Here is a 19,869-nt window from a genome sequence, read left to right on the forward strand (position 1 = left end):
ATTTACCCCGCCGACTTCAGGCCGCGAGTCTTATAAAGCCTGGCTTCAGCATCCGGTACTTGCATAAGCAATTCGTCATAGCGCTTATGGTACTCCAGAACAAACCGGTTTGTATCTTCATTTTCTGAAATCTTCGCCTGAATCTCATAGGGGATATCAGAATGTTGGGTGAGCGCTCGAATAGCCGATTGTTCCATATAAAAGTAAACTTTGGTGTTGGTGTTCTCCCACATCCCTTGTCCTTCAGCTGTATCGAGCATAATACTTGGCGTATTGGATCCCAGGATCATCATGCCATTCCATTTCCGGATAGCCGTATACCAATTAAAAATAGCGCTCCGTAGTTCAGGGTTTTGAGTTTGTCTTTGCCCCTCATCTACTAGCGCCGCCGAAAAATATGCACCTTGGAATTTCAAATATTGTATGTTTGCATTTACCGCATCGATTGCCATGCTCATTTTGAGCTGCGCTTGTTGGGCTCTTTCATCGTTCACTTCGCTATCCTTTACCTGACCTAGCCCAACTTTATAGACTACTAGTTTCGCCTTCGAAAACTCCAAAGGTTCCTCAATGGCGAATAGTCCATTATAAATGCCGATAAAATAGATCTTTATTTTGTCATACAAACTTTTTGCATCTGAATTATGTTTAGCTTCACTTTCAAGATCCTCAAAAACCCGGTGAATGGTTGGTCTTGGCCCCGAATAAGGAGCATCCCAAGTTGTGATATCCTCCGGATCTATACCAGCGGAATCAAAAACACGTTTAATTGACTCGCCTGCCTCAAACGTTTCATTGTTGGTCAACCCCTTTGCCAATAACGAGAAAGTGCGTACTCCCGCATCAATAGCTTGTTGGCGACGGGACTTATTGAAGGTTATACAGTCTTCATCAATTTCGGGAAGAGGCGGCATAATGGTTAGTGGTTCATAGTAGCGACCTGTGCCGGCTGTGTGATCGACGTATACTCCACCAACATATTCACACAGATCCCGCCATTCCCCATCAAGGTCAAATACAAAAACATGTATACCTTCTTCGAGCATACTGACCACCAAAGCTTTCATGAAAAACGATTTGCCCTGGCCTGTTTTACCAAATACGGTTATATTCTGTGCTCTTGGATCATCCGGATCACAAAGATTAATAAAACAAAATCCGCCGTCTTCTGTTCGCCTGCCAAAGTAAAGGCCCTGCGTATCGCTGAAAGATCCTCTTGTAAATGGATAAGTGCGAGCTGCTACTTCATCCGTTGTTACGCGCCCATAATGTTGCTTATTAAAAAATTGGCTGCTAGGGGTGTTGGGATCTGCAACTGGGCTCATCTGCTTCATGGCTTCAAGCTGCTCACGCTCCAATGAATCTAGTGAGCCCATTACATCTTCAAACCATGATCTTAACTTCTCTTCTGCCGCATGCAGCTGGTGCTTTTTTGGAGCAGAAATTGTTAGGAAAGTAAAAACATCAACTAGCTTCCGTTCTTCCTTGTATGCGGCATCTCGAAGGGCCAGAATCGTATCTCTCGCCGCTGCTTCCGCTTTACGCTCCGGATCTCCAGAATCCTGTGCGGCCTTGACATTCCTTTCCAATCGATTTAACTTGTTTTTCATCGACCAGCCCCATTTAGCATCACTCTTTGCATACCTAATGTTTTTGCGTAGGGTGGCCCCCTCTGCGGTTACCATTGCATCGAGCATATCTAAATATCCAGTTAGCAGCATAGGCGGAAAATCTCGAATCATAAGAACACGGACATAATGACCGTTCTTTTCATCCCGCCCATCTAAACCGCCGTTTACAACAATGTGGGATTTGCTCTTCCTCCATGATTCAATTAATCGTTGAGACGCTTCTAGCATGCATTTCCCCCCCTATAAACATTTCTCGCATTGTCATATCTGCTGTAGGTGGTAAGCCTTGAAACAACCATCTACGCGCGTCTGATAAGTATGGGAAAGCATGTATTTTATTCGGAATCCATCCGTTTTCCTTTATTAAACTCCGCATAGCTTTATCCATATCTTTATCCACTTGATTTAACCAAACGCTTCCTTCCCAAACTCGACTCGACTTCTCCCATTGCAGCCAATGATGATAGTCGCTATCTACTACTGCTACAGCCTCACCAAGCTTCATAAGATTAATCCGATCCGGATAAGACCAAGGCATATCCACGATAACCGGCGCATTAACTGCAAGTTCTTCTATAAAACTCACAACTTCTTTTGTACCAGGCAAATTATCCAGACTAGGTAACCAAAGCGTTAACCCAGGGGCATGACGCGAAACATACGCTTGCCAATGAGCATTAGCACTTGATATCGGCAATGGATTCAGTGCCGTTTTGCAACCCTGGTCTGGAGAGAGATCCACAATATGGATAGGTAATTCGTGAGAACTCTTCACAACTCCGACATTCACGGCCAAGAATGTCTTTCCGGAAGGCATCGGAGATGTTAATAGCGTAATTCGACCAAGGTCGAATGCAGGCTGCTCCGTATCAGCTGCTATTGTTATTTCTCCGTTACCTTCTAACAACGTATCTTCAGCGGCTGTATCAGCATCTTCTTTCTTGTTCGATTTCCTACCGGTAACCAGCCTCAATTGTTTGAACTTAGAAATTGCTGATCGTAACAAACTCCCAATGACCGCCAATATCCGTCCACTTGCTCTAACCTTTTTCTTTTTTTCTACATCTTCACTCGACTCCAATTCAGCTTCAGGATCCGTAATATGAGAATCGCTTTCTACAGTCTCTGCATGGCCTTCAAGTTCCCATCCCCCTTGAATATCAGCCCACCGTTCCCAGCTCTTGCGATCCCACCACCGCCCTATGAGCTCAGGTATAACGAATCCCGACAAGAGACTATAGGAATGCCCACTCTGCTCCAAGTGACTAAGCACCCTGCTTTGTTTCTCTCTAAGCTCAGAGACGAATCGATAACGCTTAAGCTCATTTTTGTTAAGATCTTGCGGCTCATCGTCACGCTCTCGACCCGTTACGTGAAAACTATTGATCGTTAGCCGCAATACATAAACGGTTCGTTGCGCCTTACCCGTTCTCGCTAATTGAGACCACATCGCAATGCGAGCGAATTTTAATTGTTCAATCCCTTCACTATCGGATACCGTAAGTCTCTTCGAATCCCAAATGTCATGTTGGAAATCTGGAATTTGTTCAACAAATAAGTCAGCAATAAAATTTTCTTTTATACACGCTCGAATGAAGCTGGAGAACGCTGCAATGCGTTGCTTCTTTTGCCCTAATTTTGAGGTTCCCCAGGGCGGCGCTTTGACCGCGTATAAGATCTGAACAATGCTGCCATCCTTATTGCTGTAAAACCAACCATCTTCCTTCATACCAAGAAGATCCCCCATAGTTTCTCCTGTACCATGGGAAGGCTGGTAACGCTTATCATGATATAAACGTTTGCGACGATAAGGCCATTTAAGCATTCGTCCGACGAATGACAACAGGAAGACCAACCCTAGCCAAATAAACTTATACCAAAAAGCGATAGGCATTAGAAAAGGAACGAGGCCCACTAGCACCGTCGTTCCCATTATCCATGCCATATCTTTTAGCGAGAGACCCAAAACTTTGGCATCTTCCCTTACATCACCCATTAGATGAATGCTCAGAAGTTCGGATTCAGCCTCTGCATGCCTTGCCCGTTCTTCCTCACGTCCCATACTTGATTCTCCCCTCTATTGGTTCTTATCCGCATGTTTGCGTAATGCTTCCTTTTGCAATTCTTCAAAAGAACCCATATCCAACCCTTTAAGTGGTGCCTTCCCATATTCCACCGGCACGCCATCAATCACTACCATGATTTTGCCGCTACGATTCACCCAATATGGAGTGCGATCCCGACGATATGCCTCGTAAGCTTTCTTAAAATGCTCCACCTTCTCTTTTTCAACCAAAACATGATTTAATTTAACGTTAGCCTCTAAAGAAGCTACAAGATCGGTATGCTCACTATTAGCCTGAAAATCTTGCATCATTTTTTCCAAAAATGCAGATCCTTTAGGCAATTCCAAGCGCACCTGATGTTTGCCCGTCTTTTGCAGCCCCTCTAATACCGGCCTCACTTGTTCAACAAGCGATTCCGGAATCCAAAGGCCGTCATTTCGCATTTGCAGCTTATTGGCCCATGGAAACCTGGCTGAATCTTTAAGTATTCGCTTGTGGGCTTCTGATGCATCCGCTTTTGATAGATTAGCCTTCGTATAGGCGGGTAGTTTTTCTTTCAATACTTTCATTGCTTCTTTCGTTTGCTCCAGACTGGATAACGTTTCAACTTCTCCGTTGTTCCCGACAAACAAGCCATCCTTTGCATGACCGGCTTTTACGTTGCCAACTGTAAATTGAGCTGATTGCATTTCGCGCAAAACAGCCTTTGATTGACTACCTTCAATCAACAACTGACCTGTGCTTTCTTTATATGTGACAGACTGCCCAAATTTATTTTTAAAATCATCCGTTACCAACAGTTTTTTGAAATCAGCGCGCTCTTTATCTGCGACCTTAACCATTGTACTGGCCTGAAATCCAGCTGGTTTAAGTGCATGCGCTATCTCATGGCTTCCCGCCGCCATAACCTGTGAACCTTGAAACTGAACCGGCATAGAATCTACTGATACAATTGTGCCTGCCTCTGCTGCCCAATTACTAGGCTGCTCATAGCGCACTCCCTGTATCGCTTCAGACGTTCCCCCTGATATCTTGGACAAAGCTCTTTGCCCCAAAGTAGTGCGGGACTCCTGCATGCGCTTACCGGCATCCTTCATGCGTGTAGCCATTTTTGAAAAGTTGAGGCCCCTTTGCTGCATAGCAGTAGAACCTAATCTCTGCCCAACTGCATGAAGCGTTTTCGATGCCCTTTCAGACCACATGCCCACCGATTCAACAGCCTTGCCCCCATTTAGCGTTAGCGGATCTTTAACCGCACGCCATAACGGGCGGATCCAAAGGAAGAAAAGAACGACCATCAGTATGCAAACACTCGTTGGCGCTGCGACAGCTGGTTTTAATCCAAGTTCAAACCAAATACCCTTACCAGCTCCATAGTCAGTTTGCGCCTTAACAAATATCGCCCAGTGCAGGGAAGTCAGGCCACCAGCTAATAATGTCCGCACGTACATATTCAAGTATCCTACCAATACTTCTAGCTTGCCTGTATATGCACTATAAGCAATCCAAAAGCCGATGAATATTGACATTGCAATAAGTGTTAATATGATCAATACCTTAATAATATAAGCAGGGAAGATAACAAATATAGTGTGCAAGATCAGCGCAATAATTCCACCTTGCGCCGCAAGCAGTTCACCTAAAGTGTGGCTAGCGTAACTAGGATCAATCATGATATCAACACCAACGATAAGTGCCTTTAGAACTTCCTCGCCACTTAATGACGTATAGTCGATTTCAGTCGTTCCTATAATGCCTTCTAACGCCATATGCGTTATCCAATTAATAATGACGTTAATCATATTGAGTACGGTCAAGCTAACCATGGTCGAAACGATGCAAACAATAAAGGATTTAAGCAAAGTTTTCATGTCTTTTTTACCACGGATAACGTTAACAGCCAGTACAGCTGCCCCTATAATAAGAGCGATAACACAAAGTAAGGAAATCACTGACCACATACCTCTAACAAACCCGATTTCCGCAATCCTGGGTGTGAATAGGTAGATTTTCTCGAATACAGAATACAAAGGACTGTAGGATTCATCTGCCCATATGATAACGAGATTATCTATGGCATCTTTCAAAAACTTTCCGCTCATCACGTCACTAACGGCAGTTGTCACACGATCCATCTTTTCCCCGGCTTCTTTAAGGATGCGCGGTAATGGCCCTAATATCGTTGTCCAATCTGGAAACGTAAACCAACTTCCTCCACCGTCGCCTTCATCGATGGGAACCGGTGGTGGCCCAGGTACAGGAGTAGGTTCAACATTTAATAGACGTATCATTTTGTGTACCACCCCTTAAGTGATTGATTGATCTCATCAAACATTCTTTCAATGATCAGTAGCCATAGCCCACTCATAAGCACCATTAATATAATGAGACCTATGCCCATTCTCTTCCAAAAAACAGGATCATTCATGGCTACCTTTCCGGCGTTTGCTGCCCATAAATGAGCTAACAGCTTGAAGATCCAGTAAAAAAAAGCGGCGGCACAAATAATTGTGCCAACCGCTCCACCAATAACTATTGCCCAATCCAACCCATCGATTACGCTACCATCAATAGGGTATACATCGAACTGATCTGACCATTTCTGATCCTGTAGCTTCATTAGCCGATACCGTAATCAATAAAATCTAATGCCGCTTTTGTAACGTCTTGTTTGTTCGTCCAGTTAAAGATAGCCTCCAAGATATCCCATGCGAGGCCGCTGAAGAGCATGAAGACAATGAGGATAGTAACAGCTACGCGAATCCAAAACGGCTTGTCATTAAGCGAGCGTCCGCCTTTATTCGCTTGCCATATGAATTTCAGGATACCCCAAACACAGTAAATCAGCAGCCCTACGACGATAACGGTGTACGGAATCGCCAGAAGGAAAAATACAAAGTCCAAACCTTCGAAGATAGACCAATCAAAACTCAGTTTCTCCCGCAATTTTTTGATTGGATTTGCTGCCCAACCATCTTTACCGGAATTTGCTGTTAACTGTGCTAGTGCTAACCACAATGACATGAAATCAACTCCTATGTTTTTTGTAGGATTGCAAAAAAAACAACCTGAAATCAGGTTGTTATCCTAGCTTTATTGTAGGATGGTTAGAATTTCTCTTGATCCAGACGATTGCAATAGATAATATACGACCAGCGGCACACTGATAAGCCAAAGGCTTCTAGCAATCACCTTCTCCACGATTCCGCCATTATCAAACCATCTTAAAGCTAGTTTAATCTTGGGCAAGACAAGGAATGTAATACCTTCCCTCCCAAATATATCGCCCAGCAAATGCGCCCACCAGCCAATAATCAAGCCGATAGCAGCGGCCTGAACAATACTCGTTTGTTCCTGTTGAAAGGTATACAATCCAATACTGAGCAAAACTGCAAACTCAGGCGAATGAATAAATCCGCGATGCTTTACCGCTGGCATAATACATAATGCTCCACCCATAACTGCTACAATCCAATGACTCCCCAACTGAAAGTGGATGTAAAGCAATGTGATCCCTGCTAGTAATAACGCGATGTTTCTAAGCCTGGACAAACCAAGAGCAGCTGAGCCGCCTCCAATAAGCAAAGCAGCCATCCCCCACCCCATTACCCATGACAGGATACCGACAGCCAATAGAATGCCCCCTACTACCTTTGATAAACTTCGATACTTGGCCTTCAGCTGCACCAGGTTACTCATGGTACTTGTCTTATGATCAAGATCAGGCAATAAGCTTGCGACGGCTGCCGCTGCCATAAAAACGATTGTTTCCGTTGCTGACAGTGATTTTGGAATTTGCAGTAAACCTACGGCTGCTGAAGCAACTCCAAGAGCCAGATGCCCTGACTTATTCATTCACTATGCCCCCTCGATAGACTGAAGCATATTCCGGATAGCCTAAATGGTATCCCTGCACGTATCTCACACCACAATCCAACAGCAGCTCCAATTGATGCGCCGTCTCAACACCCTCGCATATCAGTTTTATGCCAAGTTTTTGACACAAGTCACTTGTATGCTTAACAATAAGTTGGGCATGGTCAAGTTCTACAGCGGATACAAAGCTCCTATCTAGTTTTAAAAAAGCCGGTTGAAACCAATCGTTAAGTAATCGATCCAGGTTCGAATATTGCTTGCCAAAATCATCGACTGCTAGGTTGAATCCTTGATTTTGCAGCATAAGCATTCCCGCTTTAACCGCACCGGTTATTTGTGTTTTTTCAGTTATCTCAAAAACGATGCGTTGATGATTGTGACCTTGGCCTTGCCAAAGAGGTACATTCACCCCTTTAGCTAACGTCTTAGGGTGTACATTGATAAATAACATTTGATTACCTTGAAGGAGCTGCACGCCCTCATACACAGCTCTACAAATAAGCTTTGTATCAAAGCTTACAATATCATGAGCGTGCTGCCTGAACATTGTAGCAGCCGGCTCACCACGTACCCCACACACTGTAGCTTCATAACCCATGACCTGCTTCAGCTGCATATCCCAGATCGGCTGATAACGCATTGCAAAAGATACTAAGGGCAATAAATTCATATTCGCCTCCTTTCTCATCTGAACGACCAAAATCGTTTAGTCTCTTTTTTGGCTGCTGATAAACCTAATAGATCAGAAAGAGCGTGATCCACCTCAGCAGGTCTTACAGCAGGATCATTGTGACCAGGGATTCCAACTGCAAAACGCCCCGCTAAGCAATCAGCATAGTCCTGGGCGCTGGCAGGATCCATGAATGGAAGTGCAATTCTCCATTTATCTTGTCTAATGTTAGAATGGCGGCGGCAAAAATGTAGGATTTCTTGTTGTCGCCATAAGCTGCCTGAGCCTACCAGCACCGGAATTTGTGCCTGTGTAAATATTGGTGATATGCCGCGGGGATTGTTGTCCATGCATCCAAGATCGTAAATGATGTATCTGTACTCGTTTGATACCAGCTCAACAAGTTCTAACGAAGCTGACGATTTGAAGACGGTTAGATAACGACCAAGATCGAACTTCGGTTTTCGATTCATGCTACCGCCAATGCTGTACTCCAAAAAATCGAAACAAGGTTTTTCGCCAGCTTCCCACAAGGCAACTCGTTCATGATTGTCTGCCAGGAAATGAGCTATGCTTAGTGCCGTATGCGTGCTTCCTGCGCCGCTATAGACGCTTGCAACGCCTATTGTAATAGCGTCATCCCCTTCGCTGCCTAACGGCCCTCTAAACGCTTCTACGGCCTCTTGCATGCCTTCACGTCTTGCAGGAGCGAAAGCCTGGCTTAATTGCTCCAACCAAAAACCCAATGTCCAAACCCATGTGGCTCCAGCTGCCGTCCAGTGTCTCACGTTATGAGCTGATCCATCCCTGGCAACAACAGCAACAGACAAGTCGCTCTCATAAGTCGCTACCCACTCTATTGCCTCTCGCGCTACCTCCTCATGTACGACCAACACACTAGGCGTTGTTACTAATAACAGCTCTTGGACAGCAGACCATTCTTCAGCTGCTACGCATTGCATATTGGGCAATTGCAAATGGTTCGCAGCTGATAGTTGTAATCCGTACAATACCACACGCACTATGTTAACCTCCTCCCTTTGAGAAGAACAAAAGGCCGCCCACACTACAGGCGACCTCTCAAACTTCATATTATGCTTACACTATCAATTTACCTCATTTAGTCTCATTATTCGTATGATAAAAGTATGAAGAAAGTATGATGAAAACTAAGATGAAGAAATCGATTATAATCAGAACCGACTAAAGTCAAAATCGTTTACAGCATAGATCATGCCTTTTTACAGGAGCGTTCATAGGTAGTCCTGTCGAATAAAAGCAGAAAACTACATGCTTTTACCTACAAAAGCCGACAATTTTAGAATGCAACATAATAAAAACAGAAACTACTTATGCAGCTCTCAATCATGGGATTTTATCACTTCTGCTTTTTTTCAATCTTCCGCATAACAAATGGTATCTTTTGAATTATTCGTTTTTGAGCATTGAATGGATAATAGATGTATGAATGAGGAGAAAATATAGGAGAAACGGGGAAAAGCCCTTGTACCGATGATTTTTCATCAGAAGAGCTAAGTTAGGGTAGATTCCGTTTGAATGAATTGGAATAGATCGAAGTCTGATGGCGGATCCGGATGCATCCTCCACTTAGGTAATTCGTCCATCTTCCACACCAACCAATTCATTAGATCTGAAGGTTTGGAGTTATCACTTTGCCAGATTCGGTAAGCATCTTGTGTTAGATCCAAGAAAGCACCAGGATCGAGTTGCTGTTTAAAAGCCATTATTCGAAGTGTATGTAAGTCTAAAGCCTTTTCTAGCTCTTGTAGCTCTACAGAAGGTCTTTTATAATCTAGCGTGCCATAAGCTGCTGGCCTGCCATATGTCTTCTCTAGCTTCGGAAGAATCTGTTTACATATTCTTCTGAATGTACCAATAGGAATATCGCGAATTGATTTACCGAACTCCAATTTACTGCCTGTCAGGTAATTCAATACGTTAGTGCTCTCAGCAATAGCAAGACGCATGCCAGCTGCTTTATCACAAAGCTCCGATTTGATAATCTCTAGCATCTCACTGGCTTTGTAAAGTGAGCCTTGTCCAAGTTTTGTTACCCTCCCCATAACGTACTTAATATAATTCTCGCTCTTGCCCTTTATGAGTGCAGCCAGCTCATTCAAAAAGGCCGGTTGATACCAGCGCTCATTATCGCATCCGGACGCGAGGAAATAGCCCTCCAGACGCTTCAGAAGGCGCCGTATACCCTTCTTAATTGGCATGCTCTCACGGTAATGCTCTCCAGCTATATAAGAAGGCAGCAAAGCCCCATTGACTTGATATACAGCTTTAGGTCGACCGAACATATTGGTTTCCATTCTGCCTACCTTTAATAGTGGCTGCTGATCCTGAAATGGATGGGAAGCCAGGTCAACCAAAATACGGCGGATATGCCCTGGTTCCTGTCTATGCAACAACTCATAAAGACTATCAAAGTTAATCTGTAGAATCTTCCCTCGCTGATCCCCTTGCTGACCGCATGCATAATAATAAAACTTTTGGTGAGATAAAGGCAGCTTAGAAAAATGCATGCTTGTTATTAATGATGGGTACAACACAAAGCGACCTAGATCACCATTTGGCTCTAGGTATGAATGTAGAATTACTTTTATCGTTTCTGGAGAGTCCGGAGACGTTGAAATAAGCCTATTGAATTGAAACTTTTCAAAGGCTGCATAAAACTGATCCTTATTAACAGGTGCTTCGTAAAGCGCCCTTAATTGCTGATAGATCATATGACGGTTCGTAAAGACAAGTTCGCCGTTAACATTAACAAATTTCTGCAATGTTGTAGCAAGCTGGAGATCCGCTTTGGTAACATGATGCGCGAGCCGTCCGGATCCGTTTAATCTAGTCCGATAAATCACGCGATTATCATAATCCTGCTCAATATCAAATAGAGCTTTAAGGAAACGATAGCTAAACTTTATGGGCTGGGTATGGAGTTTGTTTATGATGGAATCTGCTGCTTGTGTGTTGTTTAGCATACACCGTCTCCTTTCGTAGAAGTCGCCCTATAAAATGCCCAATTCGTAGGCTATTCGCGATATTGCCTGTTTCTTGATGGTATAGTATTTCTGTCTACCGACATGAAACTTCAAGATTAATTCATCATCCTTGGGAACTGATCTGGCAAAATACTTCGACTCAACAAGTTGCTTTTGATCAAAAGTAAGTTTGTGATCAATGATTCGCTGAAGCGGCATTAGCTCTTCCTCTAGCTCCATTAAATCCTTTTCCAGCTGTTCATTCCGATTGAGTGAACGTATAACATGGTTCTCTACGATTGACTTTTGCTCAGCGCTTCTTCCTGGTGCTAGATTCCCGTAAACAGCTGTGACGCTTGTCTCATAGTCAATTCCTGACTTAATCCTTTGTTCCAGCCATGCCCGTTCTTGCCGTTGGCGATAATGCTCACGAAGGCGTTCCTCTACAATCCCGACATAAGACTCCTTACCAGGGTGAGGAATACCGTCTAACTCCAACTGTTCGAAAACATGAGTGGAATGGTGCAGCTGCTCGCGCTTCTTCAAATGATCATGGATGAGCTCTAGTTCCTGTATCCACTCTTCCTTTGGCATATTAGATTCCCTAATCCACCGGCTTAACTTATGGGATCTGATACAGAGCCAATCAATAGGTACTTCTATGATGTTCCTCGCTGTCACAGTAATATTCCTCATACGTTCTACCCTCCTTCCGCGGACAGGTAAGGCCGCTGATGGATCCAGATCATCAAACAACGCCAGCTGTTCCAAGCACAACCCCCCTTGTGGCCTGTCATCATCAGTCGGAGAAAGCCATTCCTCCGAGACGCTCATAATGAGCGTTTCGACAACTTTACTACGTACTCTATGCTGGACTAGCTTGTTCCTCCTCTGATTGCTGGAATAGATCCGGTTCCAATAGCCTTAGTAATCTCTCTGCATCTCCTGCTGTACCATCGCCATTCAATACGCGATATCTCAAACTATCATCGATTGGCCCCCACTTAATTAGATATCCATTTACAAATTCGTCAGCGTACCTTTCACCAAAAGCGAGTGCGAGAATACAAAAAGTTTCATCATCTCCGTAGTAGACCATTTTTTCAGCAGGAACCCCTACAGCCGCCAGTCTGGAGCGGTTTACCTCATTATTGGCAACAAGAATATATGAATCCTCACCTCCTTGTTGCTCGATTACTTCCAGACTGTTCAACACATTTAAAATCGCTTCATGATTCATGCGTATCCCCCTTTTTATTTCTCGAATCTATGTTGGAAAATCCGAATCATTGAGTCCCGATCAGTAATCGCATAATTGGAGCAGTAAATATATTGTTCTCCATGAATAAATTCGGTCGGAATATCCTGTTCGTATTTTTCTTTGTCCGTCCAAATTGCATAAGAAACTAGCTTATAATCTATACCACCCAAATTCTGAACAGCTTCATTCAAAACCAACAAATTTCCATTATGCTCCATTATGATTTTCCGATTTTGGCACACCATTTACCCGCCTCCCTACACTACATAAATTCAACTGGCAGGTGGCTCAGATTCATATCATCGATTTTGTTTAACAAATCATCCCTGCCTTTATCAGTGCTTACTAATTTACTTTTTTCGCCATTCTCCTTTACAAGAAAAGCTATTAGTTTGCTTTTGCTGCCATTTTCAAAGACTTCAATTTTCATTCACATTCACCCTCTCTAAACGATGATTGAAACAATTAAATTGAGTATTTCGACTCTATTTCATTCCAATTCTCTGCAACGGTTTCGAGAATTTGCTTGGCATCCTCTTCACGCTTTCTCGCAGCTGCGTATAATGCCTCATCTCTGAACTCCAGCACATTATCCCGAATCAAAGCTTCCATAACTTCAGGCTGCAATGCGTCCAGTTCCCAGCACTCGTATCCAAATTGATTGATATAAGTAGTTGCTCGTGAATCAGAAAGTTTGGTTGGATTCGGAGGAGGTAGATACTGTTCAATCTGATCCATATTCAGAGCAATCCGCCTAAATAGCGGGCTTATCCCGAATGTATCTAGCCGATCCTCAATATCGCGACTCATATCCTTACCACTTGGATCATGGTCACCTAAATGCAGGATTACTGGCTGTTGGTTCCCATTTTCGACTTTTGATATGAGTCTTTGCGAGGCTACCCACATTTCTGTCTGACTAACATAGCCGCGACAGGAGAAGTAGGGTACATCGAGTCTTTGGCAGATCTGCCCGACCACCCCCACCAGCGCATCTTTCTCCACCCAAACTTCAACATAGTAGTCTTGATCAGCCCACTTATCATAAGCGAATGAATATGCTGCCGAATTAATAATGCTGCTGGGTGAGCTCCAATGACTATTTTTCCGGAGATTTCTCGTCCTATCTTCAATTGCTTCCCAGCTGATTAAACCAGCCATTCTAGCATCGGAAATAAGGTTTCCGACATTTTTATAGCTTCTTTCAGTATTCGGGATAATGTCCTTAGCAACTAACTGATAGTAAATCTGCCGCAATGTAAGGGAATAACCCTTGCTTTGATACTGCTTGATAATGTCATTAATGCGTAAAATTAATGCTAGACTATCTTTCCGGAAATTGATTTCTCTATAGCAGATTTCCACATGCATTTCTCCTTTCTATAGCGATCACATGTCCAGAGAAGCTGTTTCACTCTGGTTTTTTCATGTTGGATACTCTCTAAGATCTCCAACAGTCCTGACCGAATTTTTGTAATATCTTCAGATAGCTCAACCATTGATCACTGGCGTTCTCTCGCCGCAATAACAACAGCCTGCGTAGAACCAACGCCCTCCATCACGTTTAAGTGTTGCGAATGTCGGTCTCCCCCCAACGTGGCTGTATGGCTCGCCCATTTGAAGTAAGGTGCTAGACCAGCTCACCGGCGGAAGTACATTAAGGAAATGATTTACGATATCCTCATCCACTTCATCTCCGATTTGGAGAAAATCCTTTAAACTGCCTTTCCAATCTGCGTAACGTTTCAAAATCACCGCCCCTTTCGTAACCTGCCATCATCAGGCGAGGTAGGTTAGCTCCTCGCGACGCCCTGTCGGGCGTTTCGGCGTTTCTTAATCCGGTTTCAATCCCGATGTTAACTCCATATAGTTATCACCTCACTAACGTCTAATTAATTTGTACAAACCACTTTCGATCTTCTTCCCATTGGCGACGAACCATATCTTCTGTCGGTTTATCAGCATAATCGCACCAATAACGATTGCCTTCCTTTGTAGTCACATAGATGGTGAATCGACCGTTTGTATTTTCGACAATCTCTATTATCATTCGCTTCCTCCTTGCTACAGTACAAAGTGACCTTGGTTAACTCGTTCAATATCTGCTTCACTGGCTTTTTTCACTACAAATGACACACTACCGATATGCAATACAATTTCCTCGCCGTCTTGGAGCTCCATAAGGGCTTCTTGATAAGGGAAACTTGTAATACTGCTCATTGCTGTTTCAACTCCTCCCATTTTTATTTTCTGGATGCATTGCCTTTACAATAAGCTGGTCTAGCTCCTGACTTGCATGTTGTACATCCGGATGTTGCAAATTGTTAGAATAGGACTGGACTAGGTTGTTGAGCATGTTTCGCTTTTGTTCGATTAAATGCCTCAAATGCGCTTCTTTCAATTTCTTTCGCCCCCTAGAACTAAAAACCATATTCCAAGTCATTTTCCGGTATTAAATTTGCAATTTCATTACTACTGACCAGCTGTATAACCGGCTGTTTTTCTTGCTCAATATGAGGTGATTGTTGAAAATCCCCTAGCTTCAACAGCTGCTTTATGGATTGAAGCTCGTTCATGATATCTACATAGTGTTGAGTTTGAGCTATACCCGTTGGCGCACCTTTGCGCTTCAGCTCCTCTTCCACCTGTTCCGCAATCCAATCTGATAAGCGACGCGAGGTTGACAGCTGAGCAATAAAATCGTGAACCTCATCAGAAAACTTCAAAGCACTTATGTTAAATTGATCCCGTCTATTCATGTTGGTGCACGGCTTGCTGCTCTAGCCGTTTCGTGTAGTTCTTCGCAACAATAGCCATTGCATATATGTTCAATTTTCGTGACTCCGGTGGAAAGATGTGATATTTCAAGGCTACATCCTCTCCCAATAGGCCATTTAGATATTCTTTCATATACTCTTCCAGGGCTTGATTAACACCGCCGATATGAACATAGTAAACAGTATCCCCCTGCTGAAAGCTGAAGCTTTGAAGTGCATTCTGAATCGCTACTTCAGCAAAATCATGAAGCACCGGTTCAATAATTTCAGTTAAATTGCATTCCGCATGTTTAACTGGATCCTTATAAACGTAGTTACGTGTTTTTACATGATCCAAAATAAAGGTTTCTAGCGATCGAACGTTAGAGAAATAATCCATCAGCTTGTCCGTTCTTAACTTCTCCAGAACAGCTAAATAGCTTTGGTCTGTACTGCTACTAAAATCATCTGATGTTTCTGCGCCACTTAGATCTGGCTGAAGCTTACACTTATCCTGACTTTGGCCCCCAATATCATTGATTACAGTAAATGCTTTCTTGTAACGCTCTGCATCATCTCGTATATTGCCTTCAAGATCATATTTCAGGGCATGTCTTGCGTTTTCACCCTCGATACGGCATTGGGCAAATTTCACTTTGAGATTAATCTTCCGCTCGAATCCTGGCGTTACTAGCTCATATGAAAGTTCTGTTTGGAATCTATCTGCCATGGACGACAACTTCTCTTTAAAGCTTCGTGCCTTTTTAACTAACCAAACTGGTAGCAGCGTACCGAAATATTCAACCGATATAAGATCATCTTCTTTTTCTGGGAGCTTTGTAGCGTGATATAGCGCCAAACTTGCAAGCCATGTCACCCAAACCGTCATTGAGGTTGTCTTATCATGCAAAGTGTGAATATGCGCATTTCCTAGCAACTTTGCCTGTGCCTTTTTACCCGCCAAGAAATATCGCTCCCCTAGCGTCTCGTCTTGGATTTTCACTACCAAATGTTCATTAAGCGAGTCAGCTTGAACACTATTTGCGAATAATCCGTTAAAGTCAACCTCAGAAATTTCACTGATCGATGAGGGCATTTCAAAGTAATGACCATCAATCATATTCTGGAGAACAGAGTTTCCAAAATCAGCAACCCAATTAGTGATATTCATTTATCAAAGACCTCCAATATTGTTTAATCACAAAAATAACTATTATTGATAAAAGTTTAGGAAATAGAAAATGAAGGATACCACGAAAAGATTAGGAAAAATTAATTGCGAAGGAATGAGGGGAAGTGTAAAATTAGAGTTGAATGGATTCTAAGTTTATGACTTCCCCGAAAAGATGATCGACTGCAATCGGTCGTCTTTTCCTTTTTTATTAAATTACGCATCCTAATCATCTGCTTCCTTTCCCTTTTTTCTGCTCACTTCATCCCATATATTCCAACCTGCTGAATAAAAATCTTTCCAAACCTGCTGGGTCTCGTCTGGCGTTTTATCTCGATATGAGTTGTCCGCGATATATGATGTTGTGTTCCCTAACTGATAAGTTGCCACGATATTAGGTTCAGATTTCCCTTTTTCTTCTTTGCCGATTTTCATGACCGCATCCCCTCCTTGAGGTATTGTATGCGACTGGGGCAGTGGGACTACCATCCTTTATTCACCACTTTCTTGATGTTTCTGTATTTGGGGAATTGATAGCCTCTTATCATCCGAAGGTAAAAAATATATATAATTAAAATCATCCTCTAGTTGTAAGATCATCACGCCATTTTGTTCTTCTAAATTGCGAACCCGTACTTTAAGCGAAAGCTTACCTTCATCCCCAGGTCTAATCGGAATTTGTAACTGGTATCTGTTTGTAAGTCTATAAAATAGTTCTGGCGGTATCTTCTCTTTATAAGCCGCTACAGCGAGTTCGACAGGATCGATCTCCAATACTTCTGACAACGCCTTATTGATCTCCTCATCCGCTGGAGGTACAAGCTTGTTTATAAGCTTGCTTATGTACAATTGGGATAGAGAGTATCCCGAATGATGGCATTTTTCAGTTAGTTTTTTTACAGACAGACCACTCTTTTGTAAGCCGATTGAGAGAATTTCGTAATAGCCCATCTCCTTATACTCATTATTTATTTTCAATCTATTGTCGTCTAATCGGAGAGAATGTAACTTATGGAACTCGTCTTCAAGATGCAAGGTTATTATGGACCCAATAATATCTATACGAGTGACGCTGACATTCAAGGTAAGATTCCCCTCAGAATCAATAACTTCACTATTAGTTGATCTGTTAATCATCATCGGAAGTAAATCTACGGGAATTTTCTCACGATAGGCTGCTTTTTTTAATTCAATAGAATTGATTCCCAATACCTTCGCAAGCGCATTGTTTACATTGTCACTTGCAGGAGATGCCTTTCCATTCATTACTCTGCTTAAATATGGTTTTGAAATATGCAAACCTTGTTCTTGAACTAAATCACATATTTGGTCCAAGGTTAACGAAATATTTTTTTTTGCTGATTTAAGCAAATAAGTATATCTACTCAAAACTTCACCACCGACTAAGTGTTTATTTTTTATTACGTCAGGAGGGACTTTAATTTAAGTTTCAATTAGTAAGTGATAAGACTTTCGCAAAGTTTTGTTCACTTTATCAGATGCAGGAGGCACTACTCCATTTGATAATTGATTTGAAAAATGCTGTGAAACCATTGTTCTCATGAAATGTTGACTATCATTTTTCTTGATTATCGAAAATTTTAATCTATCATTATATCTAGTCTGTTTTATAATTTTTCTAGTACATCAGATGGGATTTTTTCATGATAAGCTGCCACCTTTAACTTAAGCGGATCAACGTTTAAAACTTGAGCCAACGCTTCATTGACGCGATCACTTGCAGGAGGCTTATTTCCAGATCTAAGCTTACTCAAGTAACTTCTATCAATTTTCACATTCATATCTTCGAGTCTGTTCGTGATTTCAGATAATGAGAGATTATTTTTGGAGATTGCTTCATTTAGCATTTCAACATATCTCATTGTACTTACACCTCCTTGCACTATTAAAATATATGGTAGTGCCTACTAAGTCATGTGGTATTGACTAAACACTACCATACTAGTGTCTTCCTAGTCAATAGCCTTTGTTTACTCAATTGACTGATGTGTTGTATAAAAAGTCAACATTCAGCTATTATATATATTGAGGAGTGATGAATATGAATAACTCTTACGCTGATCTGCTATCTAAATACATCGAAGAAAGTAAATTAAGTTTAGGGGAAATATCAGTTAAATTGGCACAACATAATATAAGAGTTGACCGTTCTTATATCAGCAAATTGAAAAACGGCAACAAGCCTCCTGCATCAGAAGAACTTACAAGAGCTCTTGCAGAAATTACAGGAGGGGACGTTAATAAATTGCTGGTTGCAGGACAAATGGAACGGCTCGAGCCAGTATTTGAAATGTTAGGTGAGGAAGGATTTGAGGAGTTTCTAAATTCCATCATTGGTTATGCGGTCAGTAGACAACATTTTGTAGATGAAATGAATAGAAGGCACGAAGCCAAATGTAGAGAAGAAGGTAAAGCTTTTACACCATTAACTGCTGAGGAATTGCAAGAAGGATTTAGAAAAGCAAGCATGGAGGATAAAATAAAACTGAGCCAATTTTTCTCTTATACCTTGGATAAACAAAAAAATGCGATCACTGTATTTCCTATGATGGAATCCTCTGCTGATGTATTAAAGGACACACACAGCGACTCAAATGCTCAAGATAATTCATACAAGCGGGCATTCGAAGAGTTGGGCTTTGATAAAGTGCCCCCTAAAGAAGATGAAGTGAACGTGCTGAGAATTGCGCTGAAAATGTACCGTATGGGTAAAGAAAATGAAGATTAAAAATACTATCTGGGACTCTGAATATTATTCCAGATGTCCCATGCAGTATTATAGAACAGATTTATGTTTTCATTGACCTCTCTCGTATCTTTTGGCGTCTTCATAGATGAACATGGAATATAAGGCAGATCCATTCTTGAAGTAAGAGTGTTGGTTCTTGAAGAAAATATCATATACGGTGATTGAACATTACAGTCCATAAATAGGATCCTCCCTGGTCCATGATCATCCCATACGTTGATATGGGATGTAGTATCATGTTACCAGTTATTTCGACATGTGTATGTCGAAATATGCAACTAAAATCTGACCGTTTCTGTTGCATATATGGTAGTCAATTGTGGTTGAATATTTTGGATGATCTTCTGGAAGCCTCGATAGTTAAAGTCATTCCTGATTCATGAATAAAATGTACTTGCCTCGTTTCTTTGTCGTATTTTGTCACATTTTGAAGGTTTGCAAGGTAGGACTTACGGTCTGCATACTCAAATCCAACTGAATTCATCAACGTATACTGTTCCATAATCGTTCCAGGATTACGATAAGTACCACTAAAGGTATAATACTCAAATTTTCGATTATTGACGGTAATGAAAAGTATCTCATTTATTGGCAACCATAAAGGAGCCTTAGATTGTATATGAATAACAGGTATGTATTCCATTGTAGGTCACCTCTTGATGT

At 42.1% G+C, this 19,869-nt stretch carries 23 protein-coding genes; 1 reads left to right on the forward strand and 22 read right to left on the reverse strand.

The genetic code is table 11. The features are described from left to right. Positions 1-2: 2 nt before the first annotated feature. The 21 genes from D3P09_RS02690 to D3P09_RS02790 form a co-directional block, all read right to left on the reverse strand. Entirely contained in the window at positions 3-1,859 is a 1,857-nt protein-coding gene (locus tag D3P09_RS02690) for a VirB4 family type IV secretion system protein (protein ID WP_120106972.1), read from the reverse strand. Continuing rightward, on the reverse strand, positions 1,831-3,693 hold the full coding sequence (locus D3P09_RS02695; protein ID WP_120106974.1) for a hypothetical protein: 1,863 nt from the start codon (positions 3,691-3,693) through the stop codon (positions 1,831-1,833). The genes D3P09_RS02690 and D3P09_RS02695 overlap by 29 nt, the downstream gene beginning before the upstream one ends. Before the next feature lie 15 nt (positions 3,694-3,708). Then, a complete protein-coding gene (locus D3P09_RS02700) occupies positions 3,709-5,988 on the reverse strand; it encodes a hypothetical protein (protein ID WP_120106976.1) in 2,280 nt (759 codons plus the stop codon). After that, the gene (locus D3P09_RS02705; protein ID WP_120106978.1) at positions 5,985-6,317 is read right to left on the reverse strand and encodes a hypothetical protein; all 333 of its coding nucleotides are present in this window, start codon (positions 6,315-6,317) and stop codon (positions 5,985-5,987) included. Before D3P09_RS02705 ends, D3P09_RS02700 begins: the two co-directional genes overlap by 4 nt. Next, positions 6,317-6,721 carry a hypothetical protein gene (locus D3P09_RS02710; RefSeq protein ID WP_120106980.1) on the reverse strand — a complete coding sequence of 135 codons (405 nt, stop codon included), beginning with the start codon at positions 6,719-6,721 and terminating at the stop codon, positions 6,317-6,319. Before D3P09_RS02710 ends, D3P09_RS02705 begins: the two co-directional genes overlap by 1 nt. A 69-nt stretch (positions 6,722-6,790) precedes the next feature. Beyond that, entirely contained in the window at positions 6,791-7,552 is a 762-nt protein-coding gene (locus D3P09_RS02715) for a metal-dependent hydrolase (protein ID WP_120106982.1), read from the reverse strand. Next, entirely contained in the window at positions 7,545-8,243 is a 699-nt protein-coding gene (locus D3P09_RS02720) for an EAL domain-containing protein (RefSeq protein WP_165867289.1), read from the reverse strand. Before D3P09_RS02720 ends, D3P09_RS02715 begins: the two co-directional genes overlap by 8 nt. 14 nt (positions 8,244-8,257) lie before the next feature. Then, the gene (locus D3P09_RS02725) at positions 8,258-9,265 is read right to left on the reverse strand and encodes a hypothetical protein (protein ID WP_120106986.1); all 1,008 of its coding nucleotides are present in this window, start codon (positions 9,263-9,265) and stop codon (positions 8,258-8,260) included. 510 nt (positions 9,266-9,775) lie between these two features. Next, the gene (locus D3P09_RS02730; RefSeq protein WP_120106988.1) at positions 9,776-11,248 is read right to left on the reverse strand and encodes a hypothetical protein; all 1,473 of its coding nucleotides are present in this window, start codon (positions 11,246-11,248) and stop codon (positions 9,776-9,778) included. Positions 11,249-11,275: 27 nt separating this feature from the next. Further along, positions 11,276-12,019 carry an ArpU family phage packaging/lysis transcriptional regulator gene (locus tag D3P09_RS02735; RefSeq protein WP_133304965.1) on the reverse strand — a complete coding sequence of 248 codons (744 nt, stop codon included), beginning with the start codon at positions 12,017-12,019 and terminating at the stop codon, positions 11,276-11,278. Between the two features lie 94 nt (positions 12,020-12,113). Then, positions 12,114-12,488 (reverse strand): hypothetical protein, encoded by a 375-nt coding sequence (locus D3P09_RS02745; RefSeq protein WP_120106992.1) that lies wholly within the window; start codon positions 12,486-12,488, stop codon positions 12,114-12,116. A gap of 283 nt (positions 12,489-12,771) precedes the next feature. Then, positions 12,772-12,939, reverse strand: a complete 168-nt coding sequence (locus D3P09_RS27520) for a hypothetical protein (protein WP_165867290.1) — start codon at positions 12,937-12,939, stop codon at positions 12,772-12,774. 35 nt (positions 12,940-12,974) lie between these two features. Next, a complete protein-coding gene (locus D3P09_RS02755; protein WP_243643876.1) occupies positions 12,975-13,874 on the reverse strand; it encodes a hypothetical protein in 900 nt (299 codons plus the stop codon). 523 nt (positions 13,875-14,397) lie between these two features. Further along, the gene (locus D3P09_RS27525; protein ID WP_165867291.1) at positions 14,398-14,559 is read right to left on the reverse strand and encodes a hypothetical protein; all 162 of its coding nucleotides are present in this window, start codon (positions 14,557-14,559) and stop codon (positions 14,398-14,400) included. A gap of 14 nt (positions 14,560-14,573) precedes the next feature. Further along, positions 14,574-14,729: a hypothetical protein gene (locus D3P09_RS27530; protein WP_165867292.1), complete on the reverse strand. Its 156-nt coding sequence runs from the start codon at positions 14,727-14,729 to the stop codon at positions 14,574-14,576. A 7-nt stretch (positions 14,730-14,736) separates the two neighbouring features. After that, complete coding sequence (locus D3P09_RS28440; RefSeq protein ID WP_120107000.1) at positions 14,737-14,952, reverse strand: aspartyl-phosphate phosphatase Spo0E family protein; 216 nt, start codon at positions 14,950-14,952, stop codon at positions 14,737-14,739. Continuing rightward, the gene (locus D3P09_RS02770) at positions 14,930-15,268 is read right to left on the reverse strand and encodes a hypothetical protein (protein WP_120107001.1); all 339 of its coding nucleotides are present in this window, start codon (positions 15,266-15,268) and stop codon (positions 14,930-14,932) included. The genes D3P09_RS28440 and D3P09_RS02770 overlap by 23 nt, the downstream gene beginning before the upstream one ends. Then, a complete protein-coding gene (locus D3P09_RS02775; RefSeq protein ID WP_120107003.1) occupies positions 15,261-16,436 on the reverse strand; it encodes an Alp7A family actin-like protein in 1,176 nt (391 codons plus the stop codon). The genes D3P09_RS02770 and D3P09_RS02775 overlap by 8 nt, the downstream gene beginning before the upstream one ends. Before the next feature lie 225 nt (positions 16,437-16,661). Then, positions 16,662-16,871 (reverse strand): hypothetical protein, encoded by a 210-nt coding sequence (locus tag D3P09_RS02780; RefSeq protein ID WP_120107004.1) that lies wholly within the window; start codon positions 16,869-16,871, stop codon positions 16,662-16,664. 57 nt (positions 16,872-16,928) lie between these two features. Next, a complete protein-coding gene (locus tag D3P09_RS02785) occupies positions 16,929-17,825 on the reverse strand; it encodes a helix-turn-helix domain-containing protein (protein WP_133304966.1) in 897 nt (298 codons plus the stop codon). A gap of 239 nt (positions 17,826-18,064) precedes the next feature. Continuing rightward, positions 18,065-18,319, reverse strand: a complete 255-nt coding sequence (locus D3P09_RS02790) for a helix-turn-helix domain-containing protein (RefSeq protein ID WP_120107008.1) — start codon at positions 18,317-18,319, stop codon at positions 18,065-18,067. Between the two features lie 179 nt (positions 18,320-18,498). Here D3P09_RS02790 and D3P09_RS02795 point away from each other — a divergent pair, with 179 nt between their 5' ends. Then, entirely contained in the window at positions 18,499-19,185 is a 687-nt protein-coding gene (locus D3P09_RS02795) for a helix-turn-helix transcriptional regulator (protein WP_120107009.1), read from the forward strand. A gap of 334 nt (positions 19,186-19,519) precedes the next feature. Here the strand turns inward: D3P09_RS02795 and D3P09_RS02800 are convergent, their stop codons facing one another. Further along, positions 19,520-19,849 (reverse strand): LytTR family transcriptional regulator DNA-binding domain-containing protein, encoded by a 330-nt coding sequence (locus tag D3P09_RS02800; protein ID WP_120107011.1) that lies wholly within the window; start codon positions 19,847-19,849, stop codon positions 19,520-19,522. Positions 19,850-19,869 lie beyond the last annotated feature (20 nt).

Origin of the sequence: Paenibacillus pinisoli (assembly GCF_003605435.1) — a bacterium.
GTDB classification, from domain to species: Bacteria; Bacillota; Bacilli; order Paenibacillales; family Paenibacillaceae; genus Pristimantibacillus; species Pristimantibacillus pinisoli.